The sequence below is a fragment of the Granulicatella sp. WM01 genome, assembly GCF_004570605.1.
GTDB lineage: Bacteria > Bacillota > Bacilli > Lactobacillales > Aerococcaceae > WM01.
On the sequence record NZ_SPPB01000003.1, the window covers coordinates 17,674 to 37,478 of the forward strand.

Below are 19,805 nucleotides of genomic sequence, written 5' to 3' on the forward strand. Positions count from 1 at the left end.
TCTAGTCACTCACCATCAAAATAAGCCTACAACATACTGTACTAATAAACCAAAAAATCTCATCAACACAATTTATGCCTACGTAAAATCATGTAGATTATAATACTCAAAAACAATAGGGACCGGGAAAAAACTAAAATTTTAGCCTTTCGATTAACATTTGAAAAATTGAAAACAGCTTAGAATCAACGTTTCTGATGACGTCATTATAAGCTGTTTTTTTATTTTTAAGACTTTTTCCCAGTCCCCTATATGTTATAAAATTTATCCGTTTGCTTCTACTCTTCTGGCTCTTTTCAGTGTGCAAAACGTAAAATTTAAAGAGCGTTGGCTTTTCCTTTGCCAACGCCCTTATATGTTATGTATATTACATAAAATTTGTCCGTTTGCTTCTAATACTTTGGCATGTCTTTTATTTTTCTGACGTATGACGTTTTGAACCGTGAGAGCCTATTATTAAAAAGAGAATGCCTGATAAAATAAACGATATAGCTTGATATATGCTATGTTTCGGTGTATCTGCTCCTGTTTTTGGCAATAATTTTTCGTCACTATCTCTTTTATCGGCAGTTGTTTTATCATTGTTATTTTTATGTCTTTTATCATCATTTGCCTGATTAGTTGACTGTTCTGTTTTCTCTAAATCTTTTGGTGAACTAGGATTTGTTCCTATGGTTCCTTTATCTTCTTGGGCAGATACTTCTTCTTTTTTGTCGGTATCTTTATTAGTGTTATCTATCTTTTCTAATGAGCTTATTGGTTTATTCCCATTATTTTGAATTAATGGTGTCTTATGTTCCGGATTTTCTTTAGGAACACTATCGCGTTTATTCTCTGGTTGTTTTGCTTCACTTGGATTGGTTTTGCTTGATGAGGTATTCTCTTTTGTTTCTAACGGAATTGAACTATTATTTGGCGTTTCAGTATCTTTATTAGAAATATTATCCTCTTTATTTTCTGGTTGCTCTGTTTCACTTGAATTAGCTTTGCTTGATGAGGTATTCTCTTTTGTTTCTAACGAAGTTGAACTATTATTTGGCGTTTCAGTATCTTTATTAGAAATATTATCCTCTTTATTTTCTGGTTGCTCTGTTTCACTTGAATTAGCTTTGCTTGATGAGGTATTCTCTTTTGGTTCTAACGAAGTTGAACTATCATTTGGAGTTTCAGTATCTTTATTAGAAATATTATCCTCTTTATTTTCTGGTTGCTCTGTTTCACTTGAATTAGCTTTGTTTGATGAGGTATTCTCTTTTGGTTCTAACGAAGTTGAACTATCATTTGGAGTTTCAGTATTATCATTAGGGGGTGTATCCATATGATTTGTATCATTTGATAAAGGGCTAATCACTTGAATGGTAACATGTAAGTCTGCTGTTGTATTGTCCGGGTAAGTAATCTGGAGTGTAGCACTTTTTTCACCGATAGTACTTGTATTTGGAGCTTGACTCCATGCTATTGTCGTTCCTTGTGGAAAAGAATCTGCATTTTGCAATACTTCAGAAGCAGATAACGTATGATGTTGTTCAACTTGATTGGTTTCTTTAGCTAATGGCGGATATACCTCCTTGTAAATAGGAAGATATGTATATGTCACAGTTTGTGTACCGTTTAAAAGAGTCAATGTATTTTCTGACTGAAATCCTTTAGCAGTAGCTAAATTATTTCTAACTAAACGATGTTTATCAACCATAATATCCGTTCCAATAATTTCTTTAGTAGAACCTAACAAACCTGTTAGTTCTCTAGGTTGTCTAATCTCTTCCCCTGTCAAATCATTGATATAACGGATAATAATTTTAGGGTTATTTACTGTATAGCCAAGTGAACTCAATTTAATTTGTTGTTTATTTGTTCCGTCAATAGTTGAGGCAAATACTCCAAAAGAACGCAGTTGTGCTTCCGATCTATTAAATCGGCTATCTACAGTTTTAGTAAAAGTAGTTTCCCCATACGTGAACGTAAAAATTGGATTTTCTTTCCCACCATAAGTTAATGAGAAAGGTACAAAGGTATTACTTGGCGTTCCTTCGAGGAAATCTGCGCCAGTAGACGATACAAATCCTCTACTATTCGAGTAGATGAAACTTCCAAACGCTCTCCCTTTTGCACCAAATAAAAATGGGTCGCTCTCAGAATAACGATTTCCACTTGGATTTGTTGAATTATGATGGGTATCTAGTTTGAACCCAAATGAATTTTTTATTCCACCTAATCCTAAAGACTCTCCAGAGTGCCCAAAGTTCCCTACATTCGCATCAAGAAACAGAAAAGATATGCCATCACCTGCTTTAAATGTACTCGCTGAGTTTTGCGTTTTGACTTTATCACCCAAATTAATTTGCCCAGCAATACTAAAAGGACGATGAATATCAATCTTTTCTGATAAATATATCCCTCCAACTTGATTTTCTCTATCTTCAGTCAAAATTAAAGCACCGTCTTCTCCTACATCTGCTTGACCATATAACCAAAGTGAATCATAAATTTCTTCTAGTGTCGTTACCTCGATAGCCTCTGGTTCTGTGTATGTCGCATCACTCAAATTTGTCTGTGCATAGACTATTGTCATTGCATTCATTGATGATACTACTGGGGGCATATAAGCATAGAACAAACTAGCTGAAACTGTCAATACAGCACACCGTCTTTTGAAATTTCTCATAAGTATCTCCTTTTTTATATAATCATTTATATAGTCATATAAACAAGATTTATTATAGCAGAATGATGTAAAATACTATGCAAAATTCTGTAAAGGTTTTGTAAATGATATAAAATATAACTTGACTCCCTCTATTTTATAACCCTATATTTTACTAGCACCTCATTAAAAATCTCTTAACCCTCACTCGTGCATACTTACTGTATATGTTTTTGTGCAATACTAGCTAAACATAAATATTACTCTTAACTATATCTGCTATTTCACATCGGCGTACGCTCACTATAAATACAAGTAGATTCCAAATAGATGTGCAACCTTGTTTTAATACTAGAAATAGATTGTGTTTAAACACATACTCTACTCATCATGCATTACAAACATTATCTTTCAAAGTAGATTTTTCTTTAATTCACTCAAATTCACTAAAAATGGATTGTATTTGAACATATACTCTACTCATCATGCATTTCTCCCTAGGTATTCTAGTCAATATACTGACTAGAAATAAATTATTTAAACAGCCACTCTATTGCACTATAAACTAAAAACAGTAAGAAACCACGTGTCAAAACTGTTGATTTCTTACTGCTATTTTTAAAAGTTTATTTTAAAATTTACGTTTTTAAGACTTATGCCCATACACTCTCTAAAACATTCGTCTGATCCCTATCAGGTCCAACAGAAAACGTCGAAATACGTACGCCGACTAGTTCAGCAATACGACGCACATAATTACGTGCATTTTCTGGCAATTCTTCTAATGTACGGCAAGATGTAATGTCTTCACTCCACCCCGGTAATGTTTCATAAATTGGCTTACAATCTGATAATTCTTTCAAACTAGCTGGATAATGTGTAATACGTTCGCCATTAGATTTTTCATAAGCAACACAGATTTTTACTTCACTTAGTCCACTCAATACATCAATACTGTTCAATGATAAGTTAGTAATTCCAGACACACGTTTAGAATGACGCATAACAACAGAGTCAAACCAACCTACACGACGTGGACGTCCTGTTGTCGTCCCATATTCACGACCAATTTCACGAATACGTTCGCCAATTTCATCAAATAATTCCGTTGGGAATGGTCCATCCCCTACACGTGACGTATAGGCTTTACATACGCCAACAACTTTGTCAATTTTACTTGGTCCTACACCACTTCCAATTGTCACTCCTCCAGCTACTGGATTAGAAGATGTTACAAACGGATATGTCCCTTGATCAATATCAAGCATAACACCTTGAGCCCCTTCAAACAATACACGTTTACCAGCATCTAAAGCATCATTTAAAACAACTGACGTATCACACACATATTTTTTTATTAATTGACCATAACCATAATATTCTTCGAAAATATCCTCAAACGCTAACGATTTTGCACCATACATTTTTTCAAACAAGCGATTTTTCTCATCTAAATTAATGCGTAAACGTTCTTCAAAAATCTCTTTATCCAATAAATCGGCAATACGAATACCTATACGTGCCGCTTTATCCATATAGGCAGGCCCAATACCTTTAATGGTTGTACCAATTTTATTTTCGCCTTTAGATTCTTCTTGCAATCTATCCAATTCAATGTGGTATGGCAAAATAACATGAGCACGATCTGAAATACGCAAATTACTTGTATCAATTCCTTTGTCTGCTAAATAGTCCAACTCTTTGATTAAAGATTTAGGATTGACTACGACACCATTTCCAATGACACTAATTTTTTCTGGAGAAAAAATACCTGAAGGAATAAGATGCAATTTATACGTCACACCTCCAAATTTAATGGTATGCCCTGCATTATCACCACCTTGATAACGTGCAATAACCTCTGCATTCTCGCTTAAAAAATCGGTAATTTTACCTTTGCCTTCGTCGCCCCATTGTGTTCCAACAACTACTACTGATGACATAAACTACACCCTTTCTGGTCGGTAGATCTTTCTACACAAAAAATTATTTTCATAAAAAATGTACCGCACATGGAGAATCCTACTTATAGCTGCTTCCTTCCAGATCTGACTCGATTCATAAGCTCTCCATTGCCGTACGTCTTGATTATACCAAACTTTCCTAAAGATAGCTAGTATTTTTTACTATTTTTCCACATTTTTCTATTCACTCTGCCAAGCAATACCTTTTTTCACAACATTTCAATCTTTATCTTGTGTCTTTTGATAAATTTTCAACTCATCATAAAAAGCACTCTCTCCAAACTTACTGCTTTTATCCTATTTTCCTTTTACATTTTGGCATACAATATCTGCACCTTATTCAAGACATGCATTTCATTTTTTATTGCTATCCTTAAAACAACTAGTCACTCCATTTTGCCCTCTCCCAAAACTACAGATTTCTTTACGCATCACCATATCCAAAACTAAAACTCTATTTACATAGAACACTCCATTAAACAACACCTCTACCGATAGTCTTGTACTCACAGTAAACTGCACCATACCTCGAACTGTACCTCTTTCAATATGTGGCATTCTATCAAACATCAACTCTATCAATAGGACGCTAATTACATACAACATTATACTCACAGTAAACTGCACCATACCTCGAACTGTACCTCTTTCAGTATGTGGCACTCCATTAAACATCAACTCTATCAATAGAACGCTAATTACATACAACATTATACTCACAGTAAACTGCACTATACCTCGAACTGTACCTCTTTCAATATGTGGCACTCTATCAAACATCAACTCTATCAATAGAACGCTAATTACATACAACATTATACTCACAGTAAACTGCACTATACCTCAAACTGTACCTCTTTCAATATGTGGCATTCTATCAAACATCAACTCTATCAAGAGAACGCTAATCACACACAACACTCTACTCACAGTAAACTGCACTATACCTCAAACTGTACCTCTTTCAGTATGTGGCACTCTATTAAGCATCAACTCTACCAATAGAACGCTACTCACATACGACATTCTACTCACAGTAAACCGCACCATACCTCGAACTGTACCTCTTTCAATATGTAGCATTCTATCAAACATCAACTCTACCAATAGGACGCTAATCACACACAACATTCTACTCACAGTAAACTGCACTATACCTCAAACTATACCTCTTTCAGTATGTGGCACTCTATTAAGCATCAACTCTACCAATAGGACGCTAATCACACAACACTCTACTCACAGTAAACTGCACTATATCTCGAACTGTACCTCTTTCAATATGTGGCATTCTATTAAGCATCAACTCTACCAATAGGACGCTATCCACGTACAGTATTCGCTCCACAATATGCTACATATATCTACAACAATGACTTTTGTATTGAGGAGTTTGAAATAATAGTTCTCCATTTTTTTGGTGCTTTGTGGTATGATAAAAATGGACGTAAAGGAGAATACTATGGAAGATTTTAAAGTAATTGATTTACATAAGACGTACGGCATTAAAACATTGTTAAATGGTGTATCATTTACAATACGCCAAGGTGAACATGTCGGATTAATTGGACAGAATGGGACAGGAAAAAGTTCGTTGCTTTCTATTTTGAGTCGGCAGGATTCAGCAGATTCGGGGATTATTGAAACATCATCACGCTATCGGATTGGTTATTTGAAACAAGATCCGGTACTTAACCCTGAGCATACTGTTTTTCAAGCTGTATATCACGAAGATACACCACTCCTTCAAACTATTACACGCTATGAACGGGCATTGGGTGACTTAGAAAAAGATGCCCATTCCTTGCAGTTTCAAAAAGCCTACGAAGAAGCTGAACAAATGATGACACGTTTAGACGCATGGCAATATGACGTGAAAATTAAAACTATTTTAACAAAATTAGGCATTACTCATCTATCTCAAAAAATTTCTGAGCTTTCTGGTGGTCAACGTAAACGAATTGGTTTAGCACAAGTTCTCATTCAAGAACCTGATTTGTTGCTATTAGATGAACCGACCAACCACCTAGATTATGATAGTATCGAATGGTTAGAGCAATATTTAGCTGATTACAAAGGAAGCCTACTTTTAGTAACGCATGACCGGTATTTTTTAGAGAGGGTAGTTAGTAAAATCTTTGAGTTAACGCAAGGAAGAATTGACGTTTATGAAGGAAATTATCAAACTTATCTTAGTCAAAAAGCTGAACGTATTGCACTTCAAGAACGTTTCCACGAAAAACAATTAAAACGCTACACTTCTGAGTTGGAATGGATGAGAAAAGGTGCAAAAGCTCGTACGACTAAACAGCAAGCACGAATTGGACGTTTTGCCTCACTTGAAGAGCAAGTGAAACAAAAACAAACAACCAACACATTGGAACTCTCTTTGGAGGGATCCCGTCTTGGCAAAAAAGTGCTGACTTTTGAACAAGTCGATTTAGTAATGCATGGGCATTCCATTTTAAAACAATTTGACTATATTGTACAAACACATGATTGTATCGGAATCGTCGGCAATAATGGTGTGGGAAAATCTACATTATTGAACGCTATTGCTGGACTTTTGCCATTTACAAGCGGCATTTACAGTATGGGAGAAACTGTCAAACTCGCTTATTATAAGCAACTATCTGATGACTTACCTAACGAAAAACGTGTCATTAGCTATTTACAAGAAGTTGCCGAAGAAGTTGACTTAAAAGGAGGAGAAAGAGTAGGTATTGCTGAACTACTCGAAACGTTTTTATTTCCAAGAAGTACACACGGAACATTAATTAAAACATTGTCTGGTGGCGAAAAAAGACGTCTGTACTTGCTGCGGTTATTGATTGAAAAACCAAACGTTTTACTTTTGGACGAGCCGACAAACGACCTTGACATTGATACACTTTCTGTACTAGAAGATTACTTGGACAATTTCTCAGGAGCTACACTTATCGTATCACATGACCGGTATTTTTTAGATCGTGTTACCGACAAGTTAATTATTTTAGACGGACAAGGTCACGTTGACACTTATTTAGGTTCAATGAGTGACTATTTACAAAGTAGACAAACTACAATTGAGTCTACCACTCCCATTAAAGAGGCAGAAAGACCTCGTCGTCGTGAAAACAAACGGAAAATGACCTACCATGAACAAAAAGAGTGGGAAAGTATTGAAGATGATATTATGCATTTGGAGCAAACTATAAACACTCTGCAAACTGAAATGGCACAGTGTGGGAGTGACTTTGAAACATTACAGCAATTACATCTTCAACTCGATGCTTTAAATGATCAATTAGTTGAAAAAATGGAGCGTTGGGAATATTTGAGTGAATTAACATAATAAGAAAACACTGCTCATAACATAAAAGAGGCACTATCCCCCAAGAGATATAGTGCCTTTTTTATGTTGTTGTACCAATTCTACAATCAAAACATATATTTTCTTTCAATATTTAATCTTTATATTTTGATTGGATTAATTTTTTTTCTAAAAAATTATCATTGTAATGTGTCATATAAAAAACAAGTACTATTGTTAATACTGTTGCAAATCCATGTATTTGCAAAGCTGTTGGAATATCTATTCCCATAAATAAAATGACACACGTTAATAAAGTTGGCATACCTAATGTATTTAAAATGAGATTAAGGCATTCTTTATATGTTTTAATTGTAAAAAGTTTAGATTGACGTGTAAGCCATAGAAAAAATGCCGCTCCCAAAACAATCAATAACATATTAGTTGCAATAAGCATAGCACTTGAGAGCAAAATATAACTCACTGCATAGCCACGATTAGCTGTAAACCATTGTTTTGAAATAAAATGCTTGATACTTTCCACATCTGTTAATACTTTTGTGTCCAAAGGCTGACTATACGGCACTTTAGATACTGTTTGTTCTTTTACTTTAATATAAAATCCAATCGTATCAAAATAAATTCCTTTATCAACAGTATCTAGGAAACGTTCTTGTTCAGGCAACCACCCTGCAACTTGTCCTTTCTGAAACGCACTACCTTGTAACGTATCGCCTTGAATAGTTACCTTTTGAAGTGGAGCAATTGCTTCATCAGTGATGCTATCTAATATATGTGGTACAAACACCTCTAAAGATACTGTATTGATTTGAACTGTTCGTAATGTAATCGGAAACATTATGCAACTAACTAAAAAAACAAATATCATAAACATTGTCCCATAATTTAAAGTATTGCGTTGTTTAAACATTCTCTTTGGAGAAAAAATACTACTAAAATAATGTATCATGTTTGATTGTTTCATCATATTCTCTCTTTCTATATCATTTAAATAAATGGCATTCACGTATCCATTAATGTATCATATTTTTTAGCATTCCGCAAAAGAATACACTAAACCTTTTCAAAACGATTGTGTCACATTTTACTCATTTTTACGCTTCAAATGAATAAAAAGTGGTAGAAAGACCACTTTTTTATCGCTTTTTTTATCCTTTTGTCCCACCTCTTGACAAACCAGACACAAAATGTTTCTGCAAGAAGAAAAACAATAAGGAAATTGGTACTGCTACAAATAACGCTCCAGCAGCAAATAGTGCCACACGTTCATTTTTAACATCTAAAATAAACGTTTGCAAACCTACAGCCACTGTGTATGTTTCTTTTGTACGTAGTAAGAAACTAGACAGAATAAAATCTCCAAACGGTCCCATAAATGCCCATAGTGCTTGAACAGCAACCATTGGTCGAACAAGTGGTAAGACGATTTGCCAAAATATTCTAAAATGACCTGCTCCATCTAATTTTGCAGCTTCATCTAAAGACCTTGGCACAGTATCGAAATAACCTTTCATTAACCATGTATTCATTGGAATACCTCCTCCAACATAAATGAGGATAATAAACCAATTTTTATTTAATGCTCCTAGCATCAATGCCACAACAAAGAAAGCCGTTAACGCCGCCATAACGGGTACCATTTGTACAATCATAAAGAACATTAAACTCTTTTTACGCCCAACAAAATGGTAACGGCTAAATGCATAGCCTGTTAAAATAATCGTTATCGTTTGAATAATCATTGTTGAACCAGCAATAATCAATGTATTTAAATACCACTGTCCATATAATGTTTCCTCAAACAAACGTCTAAAATTCTCTAACGTTAATTGCACATTAAAATCCAAAGAAAATGCTGCAACTTGTCCTGCTTTAAAAGCAGATAGTGCCGTAATGGCAATCGGATATAACACAATAACAGAGAAAAAAATCAGATAGGCATACGTTAATAGTTGTAAAATGAGTTTTTTTCTTTTACTAGATTTCATTTTTACTGCCATATTTAATCCTCCATTTCAAATGCGTGTAATTTTTTAAACGTGACAAGTGAAATTCCAATCACGATAATCGAAATAATTAATGTTACTGCTGCAGCTAATGAAAATTGTGGCGATGTACTAGTTGTCAATTTATAAATCCATGAAATCAAAATATCTGTTGAACCAGCACCACCTCCAACTGACCCTGGGCCACCTTGGTTAAACAAATAAATAACAGAAAAGTTATTGAAATTCCCTGTATACTGCGTAATCAAAGACGGTGCAGCTACAGCTAAAATTGTTGGAAACGTAATGTGTTTAAATTTTTGCCACGCATTTGCGCCATCAATCGTAGCTGCCTCATACAAATCATGTGGAATAGCTTGTAAAATACCTAAAGTTAGCACATAAATATACGGTGTTGCTAGCCATGCTTGAACAAAAATAACTGCAAATTTTGTCCAAAACGGATCTGTTTTCCACGGAATTATCCCAAAATCCAAAAATGGAAATAACGATTTTATAAACGGTAACACTTGCGTATTAATCGCACCTAAACTATCGTTAAACATATTACTAAACGTTAAAATAGTAATAAATCCTGGAACTGCCCATGGGAGCAAAAAGATAATCCCAAAAATTCGTTTTCCTTTAACAAAAGATTGATTAGCAACAACTGCTGTAAAAATCCCCATGACAATTTGTAATGTAGAAGCAGCCAAAGACCAAATAATTGTCCAGCCTAGTACAGACAAAAATGCATTTTGGAATGTACTCAATGCCCCAATTTTAATAAAATTGTCAAATCCTACCCAATCTAAAAGTTTTTGTGGAGGAATATGTTGAAAATCATAATTAGTCAGTGCAATTAGGATAGATACAATCACTGGGAATAAAATAACAAATATCATTAAAAGATAAGCAGGTGTTACTAACACATACGGAAATCCATGTTGATAAACATTTTTAAGATTTTCCTTTGGCGAAATTGCAACCTTTTCTCCATTATTCCACATTTTTGCAATTTTTCTTGCATCAATCACATTAACCACATGAAATATTGCATAAATGGCTATAATAAGACATTGTAATACACCTCTAATCAGCATAAATAATGAATTATCACGTCCTGCTTGGTATCCCAATGTGAATAATTCGTCTATATTGTACACACCATCTATTGCCATTTGATAGATAAAAAGCATACATATACTAGCAAACACAATTCCTTTGAACCATTGTCCATTATAAAATTGTCCTGCACCTGGGAAAAACGTAGACAATCCAATGGCTACTTTTTCATTTTTTTTCGTATTCATAGTGTCCTCTCCTTTAGTGCATAAATAATCTATTGCAACCATGTTGCATAAGGTTATCACTACCTAAGTGTTTTCTGTTACCTCTTTTTCATATATCCATTATACCATGCCAATTTAGTTTTGTAATCGTTATCCTAGATGTTACCGATAACAATTTGCACGATACATTTTTCCTATACTCTCTCCTCACATCTCGTTATATGCTCTCTAATTAAATAGTGCCTCACTAATACGTAAATATAGCATGATTACACATAAAATAATATATAGTATATACAAAGATTACTAAAAAAACGCATTTCTTTAATTGGTAGACTTTTCAAAAGTGCCTTAATCTTATCAAGTGCAAGACTCCTTATTAAATAGGTGTATTGGATTGACTAGATACACTTATTAAACACGACGTCTCCTCAGTTGAGGTATATATCTTGTCTAAATGTTGAGAATTTTCAAATGCTTAAAAACAACTTTAACATTATAAAATGCATCCTTAATGTACAGTTATTTCAATTCATTATAATTTATTACAACCATAAAAACGCACTCATTCTATAAAACCTAGCACTTCACATGATTAGTCATACAAAGACATGTTGTTCAAACACACACTCATTCAAACAAACTTCCCCTTACTCTTCTCAGAACTACCTTCACATATTGAAAGTAAACTATAAAAACTGTATGATATTATTCCGTTTGGAAGATATACCATACAGTTTTTTGTATTCACAATACATTTATGTTAAGGACTATTTCTCGTTATAAAATGCACGTTTATTCTATTGCATAAGCTATGATAAACTCAAATTTAGTACACTATTTCTTTCATTTAAAGCACCCCTATGCTATCCCTTTTTTTAAACACACTATGCACGTTTTCTTCTAAATAACCAGATACCTAAACTAATAGCTCCTACACCCAATGTCAATGGAGCAGTTGCATTTGCTTCGCCTGTATAAGGTAATTCATTCTTCCCTTGAGATAATGGTTTTGATTGAGGAGATGACGAAGCGTGGTGCGATGACTGTTTATTTTTATTATCATGTTTGTTATTAGATGATTGATTTTTGTCAGAAGCTGATTGTCCATCATTTCTATGAGATTGACCTGTTTTATCTATATCCTCTCCTGCTTGTTTTGTATCATATTTATCTGTTGTTTGTCCTATGTTTGACCTATTATTCTCTTTTGACTGTTCTGTTTCTGAGCTATCATCAACTTTTGGTTGTCCTGCTTTTAAACCATCATCAGCTTTTGGCTGCTCTACTTTTGAACCGTCATCAGCTTTTGGCTGCTCTACTTTTGAACTGTCATCAGCTTTTGGCTGCTCAGGTGTTTCTTTAGGAACTTCTGGTTTTTCTGGTGTGTCTTTTGGTTCAGGTAATTTAGGAAATCTATTTGGATCTGTTGGTGCTACTGATTTTGTAGTATCAATCTGCTCAATAATCACATTATGTTTATCCCCGAAAGCCTCTAGTAATTTGTCTTTAATCGCTGGGGTTTTCACTTTAAAGACAACTGCATTAGGAACATCAAAACTATCTTTTTGTATACTAAAGTTATCTCCAGTATAATTGATATGAACCTCACGTAAATTATCTAAAGCACCAGATAAAAATTGTGACGGCAATGTATGAACATTATCGCCTAGTGTCACTTTTTCTAGCTTTGGTAATCCACTTACAGCATAACGTTCAAAATCGTTCACTTGATTTGGAAAATTCAACTCTTTTAATTCAACATTTTCAAAGAACGCTAGTTTTTCAACACTTTTCAATGTTTCAGGCATTTCTACATTTTTCAGCGTTTTTACACCAGAAAAAGCAAACATTCCTAGTTTTTCTAAGCCATGACTTAATACAATATGCTCTAATGAGGCTTGGTTTGCAAAAGCATACCCATCAATAACTTTTGTTTCTGGTAATGTTTTAAACATTTTTCCTTCTTTTTGAGCTGGATAATAGATTAAACGTGATTTATTCTTAGTGTATAATACACCATCTTCTGTAGCGTATGTTTGATTGGCTGGATTGATAGTCACACTTTCTAAGCCTGTTGAGTATCTGAACGGATATTGTCCAATATGCTCTAACGTACTAGGCAATGTAATATGTTTTAACTTAGATAAATTTGAAAAAGCCTCATCTTCAATAGACGTCAATGTCGCACCGTCTTCAAAAGTTAAACTTTCTAAACGCTCACTAAAATCAAACGCTCTTTTTCCTATCGTTTTTAGCGAGCTTGGTAATGTGATATGTTTCAACTCTGAATTTGCAAAGGCATTACTTTCAATACTATCCAATTGACTTCCTTGTTCAAACATTACCGTATTTGCTTTACTGCCACTAAAAGCTCTTTTATGAATAATACGTACCGTACTTGGTAGCGTAATTTGACTAGGATAGTACGTTACTGCACCCAATTCATCAGGATAGTAAGCCAATGCTTCTTCTCCAATTTCTGTTACTGTAAATTCTTGTTGTCCAATCATAAATGTCTTGGGTACAATAAACGGTTTATCTCCTTGGTCTGCTTTAAATTGTACGGGAATACCATTTCCTAATTGTACAGTACCTTTATTATTTTCAAGACTTAATATTTTGTATTTGATATTGTCATATGTCACTACACTTCCTGTTTTTAATGGTGTTGACACATTAGCACTTGCTTCATTAGCTCTAACTCCTAACGGTAAAGTCTGTGGTGTCGCTAATAGAACCAGTAAACTCCCTACAATATACTTTTTCTTCATAATAATTCATTTCCTACCATTCTAAACATAAGATTAATTTATGTATATTGATCAATATATGACGTATTATACCATCGCATATTTTTTAAGTCAAATTAATTATTTTTTTAAATATAATTAACAAATGTATAGCTGCTATTTTTTTACATTTAATTACCATTATTTAGCAAAAAAATATCCCCTCATATTCACTTACCTATCTTATAGACAACACTTTCCATATCCAATGCATACCTGTAAAATCCGTTATTTTACAATCCCTATTCTATAAGTATGTTACACACATAAATAATATGCGTTACTCTACTTTACTTACTATCAATATACATATACTCTATCTTTACATTTCACATAAAATACAACTCATAAATGACTTTACTAGCAAGAACCATACGTTTCTGTACAATGAGAAACGTATGGCTGTATTGTCTGTATAAAATAAGTCATGTTTTATGAATTGTGTACACATTCAAAATACTCTATGCCAAATAGGATTTATAGTCACTTTATCTAGTTTTAAGAATATACAACTGTACTACAATCCTCTTATTTTGTATAGATAAAAAATGGCTTTAAACTAGGAGATTCCCCCTCGCTTAAAGCCAATTCATTTATCTCATTATCGTTGATGTTTTTGTTGAATTTGTTCTTTAATAAATTTTATAGCATCATCAGCTGCTTGTTGAGCAGATTTTTTACCACTTGCATTTTCTAATAACATCGTTTCTCCTGCACCCCATACTTCACTCATTTCTGGAATACTTGGCATTGGTTCGTTGTATTTGAACTGTTCAATAACAGCATTGACAACTTCATTATTTTGTGATTTAGCATACTCTCGTGCTTTTAAGTTAGCTGGCACTTCATTTGTTTTATCAAATAATGTTTTTGAATTTTCTTCATTGGCTAAAAATGAAACAAGTTTTGTCGCCGCATCTTTATTTTTAGCCCCCGTTGGAACAATCCATGCTTTACCACCTGCAAATGCTTTATAATGTTCTCCATTAGGTAAAGTTGGAATAGTTGCTGCACCAACATTAATATTAGCTTCTTTCATTTTTGCAACTGCCCAAGGTCCATCAATAACAACTGCTGTTTTGCCTTCCAAGAAACTACTTTGAATAAAATTATTTACATTGCTTACATCTTGTATCCCTTGTGGCCAAACATTATAAAATGTTTTTTGGTATTCCATCGCTTTAACAGCACCTGCGTTTCCCACACCAATATCACTTGGATCTGTCCCTTGTTTACCAAATACATAAGAACCATAACCTGACAATAAACCATAAGTATGGTAATAGTTCGTAAATGGTGCTAAAAATCCTGTGTATTTACCTGGTTCATTTGCAAAAGCAAAACGGTCTTCTTTATTGATTGCTTCTAAGTCTGCAAATGTTGTTGGAGCTTTAGACACTAAGTCTTTATTATACAGCATCACAACACTTTCAATAACTGCCGGTTCAGCATAAATTTTACCGTCAATTGTTACTGCAGATTTCGTTACACTATCCAACTCATCTGCTTGTCCAAATGAAACATCTGTAATCGCACCAGAACGTGCCAATTTTCCAACATGATCATAAGGCACTAACATCACATCTGGAGCATTTCCAGATTGATTATCTAGTGGCAAGTTCTCAGACCCTTTTAATGCATCTCCTGTTACAATGTCAACTTTAACATTATACTCTTTTTCAAACTTTTCTTTAATGCTTTCTAGGAATGGTTTATACCCTTCATCTACATAGGCTTTTACTACCCCCCCGACATTTTTTGAGGTTTGTTGTGATTCTGTTCCAGTTTGACTTGGACGACCACATGCTGCTAGTGCTAAAACTGCTCCTAATAGTGCTGAACTTTTTAAAATATTCTTTGTAAACGTCATACGTCATTCCTCCTAAATAAAAATATTAATTTCCAATCATTGAAATCGTATACATAAATCGTATACACCTATCTTATGCCAACTTTTAAAGTTGTGCAATCTTTTTTAATCTGTTACCGATAACAACTTTTTTATTATCATGAAATTATCATTAATTCCATATTATTTACGCATAAATCTCTATTTCATCTGTATACGTTTACCAGTATGCTCCAATAAATCTGTCGTCATTCCATTAAAAACACTAATTTAACGTTTAGAAAAAACTAAGCATTGTGAGGTATATATTTAAAACTGCGAGAAATCACCGCTTATAAACGAAAATTTCTCGCAGTTTTTGTTATTTGCAAATCTTTTTCCAGATCCATTTATTTTACATGTAACAGATTGCTGTTAACTTCTACAACACATTCAAATGGTGCTAAATAAGCCGTATGTTGTTGTGTTGAAAAATTACCGACTATATGACATGGTAGAGTATGCTCTCCTAAATTGAAGTACCCCGTTAATGTTGTATGACCATCTTTTCTAGTCATACAAACCATGCCATTATTTTTCACTGTTATCTCCACATGACCTTTACCAATAACTGAAGAATAACGTTTTCTAAACGCGACTAATCGTTTGATAAAAGCTAACATCTGTTTATTTTGACGTGCTTCATCCCACCACATCGGTTTACGGCAATCTGGATCCATATCTCCAGTCATACCAACTTCTGTCCCGTAATAAATACATGGTGTTCCTTGTTGTAAAAACATAAAGACAAAGGCACATTGTACACGTTTCATATCGTTGTTTGCTACGGTTAAAATGCGTGGCGTATCGTGTGAATCTAACAAGTTAAACATCACTTCACTTGTTTGTTGGCGATACAACATACGTTGTGCTTGAAGCTGGGAAACCATTCTATCAGGTGTAATACTTCCTTTAACAATACACTCTTTAATACTATCAGTAAATGCATAATTCATGACAGCATGAAATTCATCCCCATCTAACCAACGTTGTGAAGAATGCCAAATTTCGCCTAAAATATAAAAATCTGATTTCAAAGCAGTTGTTTTAGCATAAAACTTTTTCCAGAACTGATGATCAACCTCATTTGCCACATCTAATCGCCATGCATCAATATCACATTCTTTAATCCAATATGTTGCAATATGTAATAAATACTCTTGAACTTCTTTATTATCCGTATTTAATTTTGGCATATTCGCACTAAAAGCAAATGTTTCATATGGTAATTCTTTTGTATTTTCAATATCTTCTATTTCCGTATTCCCTACTGGAAAGCGTAAAATATGAAACCAATCTGCATATTTTGATTGTTCTTGATTAACTAACACATCTTGCCATTGCATTGAAAAATGTCCAATATGATTAAATACTGCATCAATCATCACTTTCATCCCCCGTGCATGTGCTTGATCTACTAATGTTTTAAATAAAGTCTTATCTCCAAAATGCTCATCAATGTCTAAATAATCAATCGTATCGTATTTATGATTTGTCCCTGCTTTAAATATTGGACAAAAATACAAACCATTTACACCTAATTGTTGTAAATAATCTAAATGGTCTAATACACCTTGTAAATCTCCACCGTAAAAATCCGTTCGTGTCGGTGCTTCTTCACTATCCCAAGGTAAAACGCCATCAGGCGATATATCCGGATTTCCATTTGCAAAACGTTCCGGAAAAATTTGATACCATACCGTATCCTTAACCCATTCAGGAACTTTTACCCTATCAACCTCATGAAAATACGGCAATTTAAAACATTGTAATCCTTTTAATTCCTCTTGGTTATAAGGGACAATGCCTTGATCAGCATATATCACTTGTTCACCATTATATCCAGTGATCACAAAAGCATAAGCTAGACGATTATACTCTGCTCCCAATTCAATCTGCCAATAATCATGATACTGGGTTGTTGCAACTTTTATCATCTCACACGGTGCATCAAACTGCCAATTGGTTTCCCACATTAAATATGGATCGCCATGCAACACACCTACACTTTTCACATCATCTTTTTTTGTTCTAAAGCGTAGATGCATGACACCTTTTTCGTATAAATACGCATATTCACTTTCCGGTCTATGCAATAATGCTGATAATTCCATTTATTTCCTCCTTAATACAATAGCTTCGTACGGTGCTAACACACCATCATACGTGATTCTATCCAATGTTGAAAGAATCACGTCTACATACTCACTCTCAAATGCTTGCTTTGTTGATGTCACATTACATATCACAAGTGCATGTTCATCATTCAAATATCGTTCATAAACATACAACCCATCATGTGTCGGCATTAACGCCCATTCTCCTTTAGTAAACAATGATGTCTGCTTCAATCGTAATAATTGCTTATAATAGTGTAAAACACTCGTACTATCAATGCATTCTTGTTCGACATTATAATCTGCCTCCGCATGAGAAACTATCCACGAGTGTCTTGGTGTAGCCTCCCATTGCATCATTCCTCTGGCTGTATCTCTTGTTCCATAGCTTAAACTAGACAATATACGTTGTTTATCATAATGTTTGTGTTGTGCTTTTTGAATAAATTGTTGTGCTGAATTTTCTGTATAATCCGAAAAATGCTGCCATTGTACATTTCTCATTCCAATTTCTTCACCATAATATAAATAAGGAATGCCTCTTTGTAAATACATTAATGTTGCCATAAGTTTAGCTACACGTGTTCGGTATTCTCCCTCTTGAGCAAGACGTGTGACAATTCTTGGCATATCATGATTATTCAAGTATAAGACTGGAAACGTGTATTGTTGCCACTCTGTCATAGCTTGTTTCAAATAGTCAAAATCCAATGCTCCACGTTGATATTGCATCGGTAATGTATTGTCTTTTACTGAATCATCTTCAGCAAAATATCTAAATGTAATAGCCGAATGGAAAAAACCTGTTTTTTCATTTGTATAAGCATGACCTAATAATGCATCTGCTGAAGATGCCTCTCCAACAAAATATGTATTTGGGTATTCTTCTTTAATCTGCTCTACAAACTCATGCATCCATTCATTTACCTTAGGCAAATTAGCGTAATATTGTTCTGCCAAGACAAACGTATTATGTGTATCATCAGGCATATTTGGAAAATCTTTTTCCTTTGCAATATGGATAAATGCATCTACTCTAAACCCGTCTATCCCTTTAGCTAACCAATATTTTGCAATGTTTACCATTTCTTGTCTAACTTTTGGGTTCTCCCAATTCAAATCAGGCATTTCTTTTGCAAACAAATGAAAATAGTATTGATTACTTTCCCACTCCCAAACTGAGCCACCAAAAAAAGATGCCCAATTATTAGGTTCATTTCCTGACTCTTCATCTTTATCTGCCCAAATATAATAATGACGATACGGATTGTCCTTGCTCTTTTTAGCTTCCAAAAACCAAGGATGCTTATCCGAAGTATGATTTAATACTAAATCAAAAATCACTTTAATGTTACGTTTGTGTGCCTCATTCAATAAATCTTCTAAATCTTTTTGATTACCAAAGATTGAATCAATGTGATAATAATCTGAAATATCATAGCCATTATCAACTTGTGGCGAAACAAAAATCGGATTAAGCCAAATCATATTGACACCTAAGTTAGACAAATAATCTAATTTCATTATTATTCCCCTTAAATCACCAATACCATCTCCATTACTATCACAAAAACTTTTAGGATAGATTTGGTACACTATCAAATTTTCGTGCATATCCGCCCTCCTTGAATTCATCTTACTTATCTATTTTACTATTTCAAAACATGATTTCAAACAATAATAAACTGTTATCGGTAACAAAAATAGCTTATTCAATATCTAAACGTCCTCATACAGTCCCCCCAAAAAAAGAGTTGTGTTATACTGTAATCATAAGGGCATTTTGGAGACTACTCCAAAATGCCCAAAG

The 19,805-nt window shown here is 34.0% G+C and carries 11 protein-coding genes and 1 other RNA gene; 1 reads left to right on the top strand and 11 read right to left on the bottom strand.

Translation table 11 applies throughout. The features are described 5' to 3' along the window. Positions 1-412 precede the first annotated feature (412 nt). The 4 genes from E4T68_RS00915 to E4T68_RS00930 all read right to left on the bottom strand — a co-directional run bounded on the left by E4T68_RS00915 (position 413) and on the right by E4T68_RS00930 (position 5,424). Positions 413-2,665, bottom strand: a complete 2,253-nt coding sequence (locus E4T68_RS00915) for a Rib/alpha-like domain-containing protein (RefSeq protein ID WP_135123205.1) — start codon at positions 2,663-2,665, stop codon at positions 413-415. Between the two features lie 632 nt (positions 2,666-3,297). Beyond that, positions 3,298-4,587, bottom strand: coding sequence for an adenylosuccinate synthase (locus E4T68_RS00920; protein WP_135123207.1), 1,290 nt, complete (start codon positions 4,585-4,587; stop codon positions 3,298-3,300). Between the two features lie 47 nt (positions 4,588-4,634). Next, positions 4,635-4,733, bottom strand: an RNA gene (gene ffs, locus E4T68_RS00925) — signal recognition particle sRNA small type. 229 nt (positions 4,734-4,962) lie between these two features. After that, entirely contained in the window at positions 4,963-5,424 is a 462-nt protein-coding gene (locus E4T68_RS00930; RefSeq protein WP_135123209.1) for a hypothetical protein, read from the bottom strand. 646 nt (positions 5,425-6,070) lie between these two features. Here E4T68_RS00930 and E4T68_RS00935 point away from each other — a divergent pair. Then, entirely contained in the window at positions 6,071-7,942 is a 1,872-nt protein-coding gene (locus tag E4T68_RS00935; RefSeq protein ID WP_135123211.1) for an ABC-F family ATP-binding cassette domain-containing protein, read from the top strand. 112 nt (positions 7,943-8,054) lie between these two features. Here E4T68_RS00935 and E4T68_RS00940 read toward each other — a convergent pair whose 3' ends face one another. The 7 genes from E4T68_RS00940 to E4T68_RS00970 form a co-directional block, all read right to left on the bottom strand. Further along, a complete protein-coding gene (locus tag E4T68_RS00940; protein ID WP_167753756.1) occupies positions 8,055-8,885 on the bottom strand; it encodes a DUF1189 family protein in 831 nt (276 codons plus the stop codon). Between the two features lie 184 nt (positions 8,886-9,069). After that, entirely contained in the window at positions 9,070-9,909 is an 840-nt protein-coding gene (locus tag E4T68_RS00945; protein WP_135123298.1) for a sugar ABC transporter permease, read from the bottom strand. Between the two features lie 14 nt (positions 9,910-9,923). Then, positions 9,924-11,219 (bottom strand): sugar ABC transporter permease, encoded by a 1,296-nt coding sequence (locus tag E4T68_RS00950; RefSeq protein ID WP_135123215.1) that lies wholly within the window; start codon positions 11,217-11,219, stop codon positions 9,924-9,926. 866 nt (positions 11,220-12,085) lie between these two features. After that, positions 12,086-13,972, bottom strand: coding sequence for a leucine-rich repeat protein (locus E4T68_RS00955; RefSeq protein WP_135123218.1), 1,887 nt, complete (start codon positions 13,970-13,972; stop codon positions 12,086-12,088). 619 nt (positions 13,973-14,591) lie between these two features. After that, positions 14,592-15,860, bottom strand: coding sequence for an extracellular solute-binding protein (locus E4T68_RS00960; protein WP_135123220.1), 1,269 nt, complete (start codon positions 15,858-15,860; stop codon positions 14,592-14,594). 368 nt (positions 15,861-16,228) lie between these two features. Further along, positions 16,229-17,992 (bottom strand): glycoside hydrolase family 13 protein, encoded by a 1,764-nt coding sequence (locus E4T68_RS00965; RefSeq protein ID WP_135123222.1) that lies wholly within the window; start codon positions 17,990-17,992, stop codon positions 16,229-16,231. Then, on the bottom strand, positions 17,993-19,609 hold the full coding sequence (locus E4T68_RS00970) for an alpha-glucosidase (protein WP_135123224.1): 1,617 nt from the start codon (positions 19,607-19,609) through the stop codon (positions 17,993-17,995). Positions 19,610-19,805 lie beyond the last annotated feature (196 nt).

Excerpts from the sequence above, each read along its gene's own strand:
- E4T68_RS00960 (WP_135123220.1), bottom strand. The coding sequence starts at position 15,860 with ATGACGTTTACAAAGAATATTTTAAAAAGTTCAGCACTATTAGGAGCA.
- E4T68_RS00930 (WP_135123209.1), bottom strand. The coding sequence starts at position 5,424 with ATGTTGTATGTAATTAGCGTTCTATTGATAGAGTTGATGTTTGATAGA.
- E4T68_RS00965 (WP_135123222.1), bottom strand. The coding sequence starts at position 17,992 with ATGGAATTATCAGCATTATTGCATAGACCGGAAAGTGAATATGCGTAT.
- E4T68_RS00955 (WP_135123218.1), bottom strand. The coding sequence starts at position 13,972 with ATGAAGAAAAAGTATATTGTAGGGAGTTTACTGGTTCTATTAGCGACA.
- E4T68_RS00950 (WP_135123215.1), bottom strand. The coding sequence starts at position 11,219 with ATGAATACGAAAAAAAATGAAAAAGTAGCCATTGGATTGTCTACGTTT.
- E4T68_RS00970 (WP_135123224.1), bottom strand. The coding sequence starts at position 19,609 with ATGCACGAAAATTTGATAGTGTACCAAATCTATCCTAAAAGTTTTTGT.
- E4T68_RS00915 (WP_135123205.1), bottom strand. The coding sequence starts at position 2,665 with ATGAGAAATTTCAAAAGACGGTGTGCTGTATTGACAGTTTCAGCTAGT.
- E4T68_RS00945 (WP_135123298.1), bottom strand. The coding sequence starts at position 9,909 with ATGAAATCTAGTAAAAGAAAAAAACTCATTTTACAACTATTAACGTAT.
- E4T68_RS00935 (WP_135123211.1), top strand. The coding sequence starts at position 6,071 with ATGGAAGATTTTAAAGTAATTGATTTACATAAGACGTACGGCATTAAA.
- E4T68_RS00920 (WP_135123207.1), bottom strand. The coding sequence starts at position 4,587 with ATGTCATCAGTAGTAGTTGTTGGAACACAATGGGGCGACGAAGGCAAA.
- E4T68_RS00940 (WP_167753756.1), bottom strand. The coding sequence starts at position 8,885 with ATGAAACAATCAAACATGATACATTATTTTAGTAGTATTTTTTCTCCA.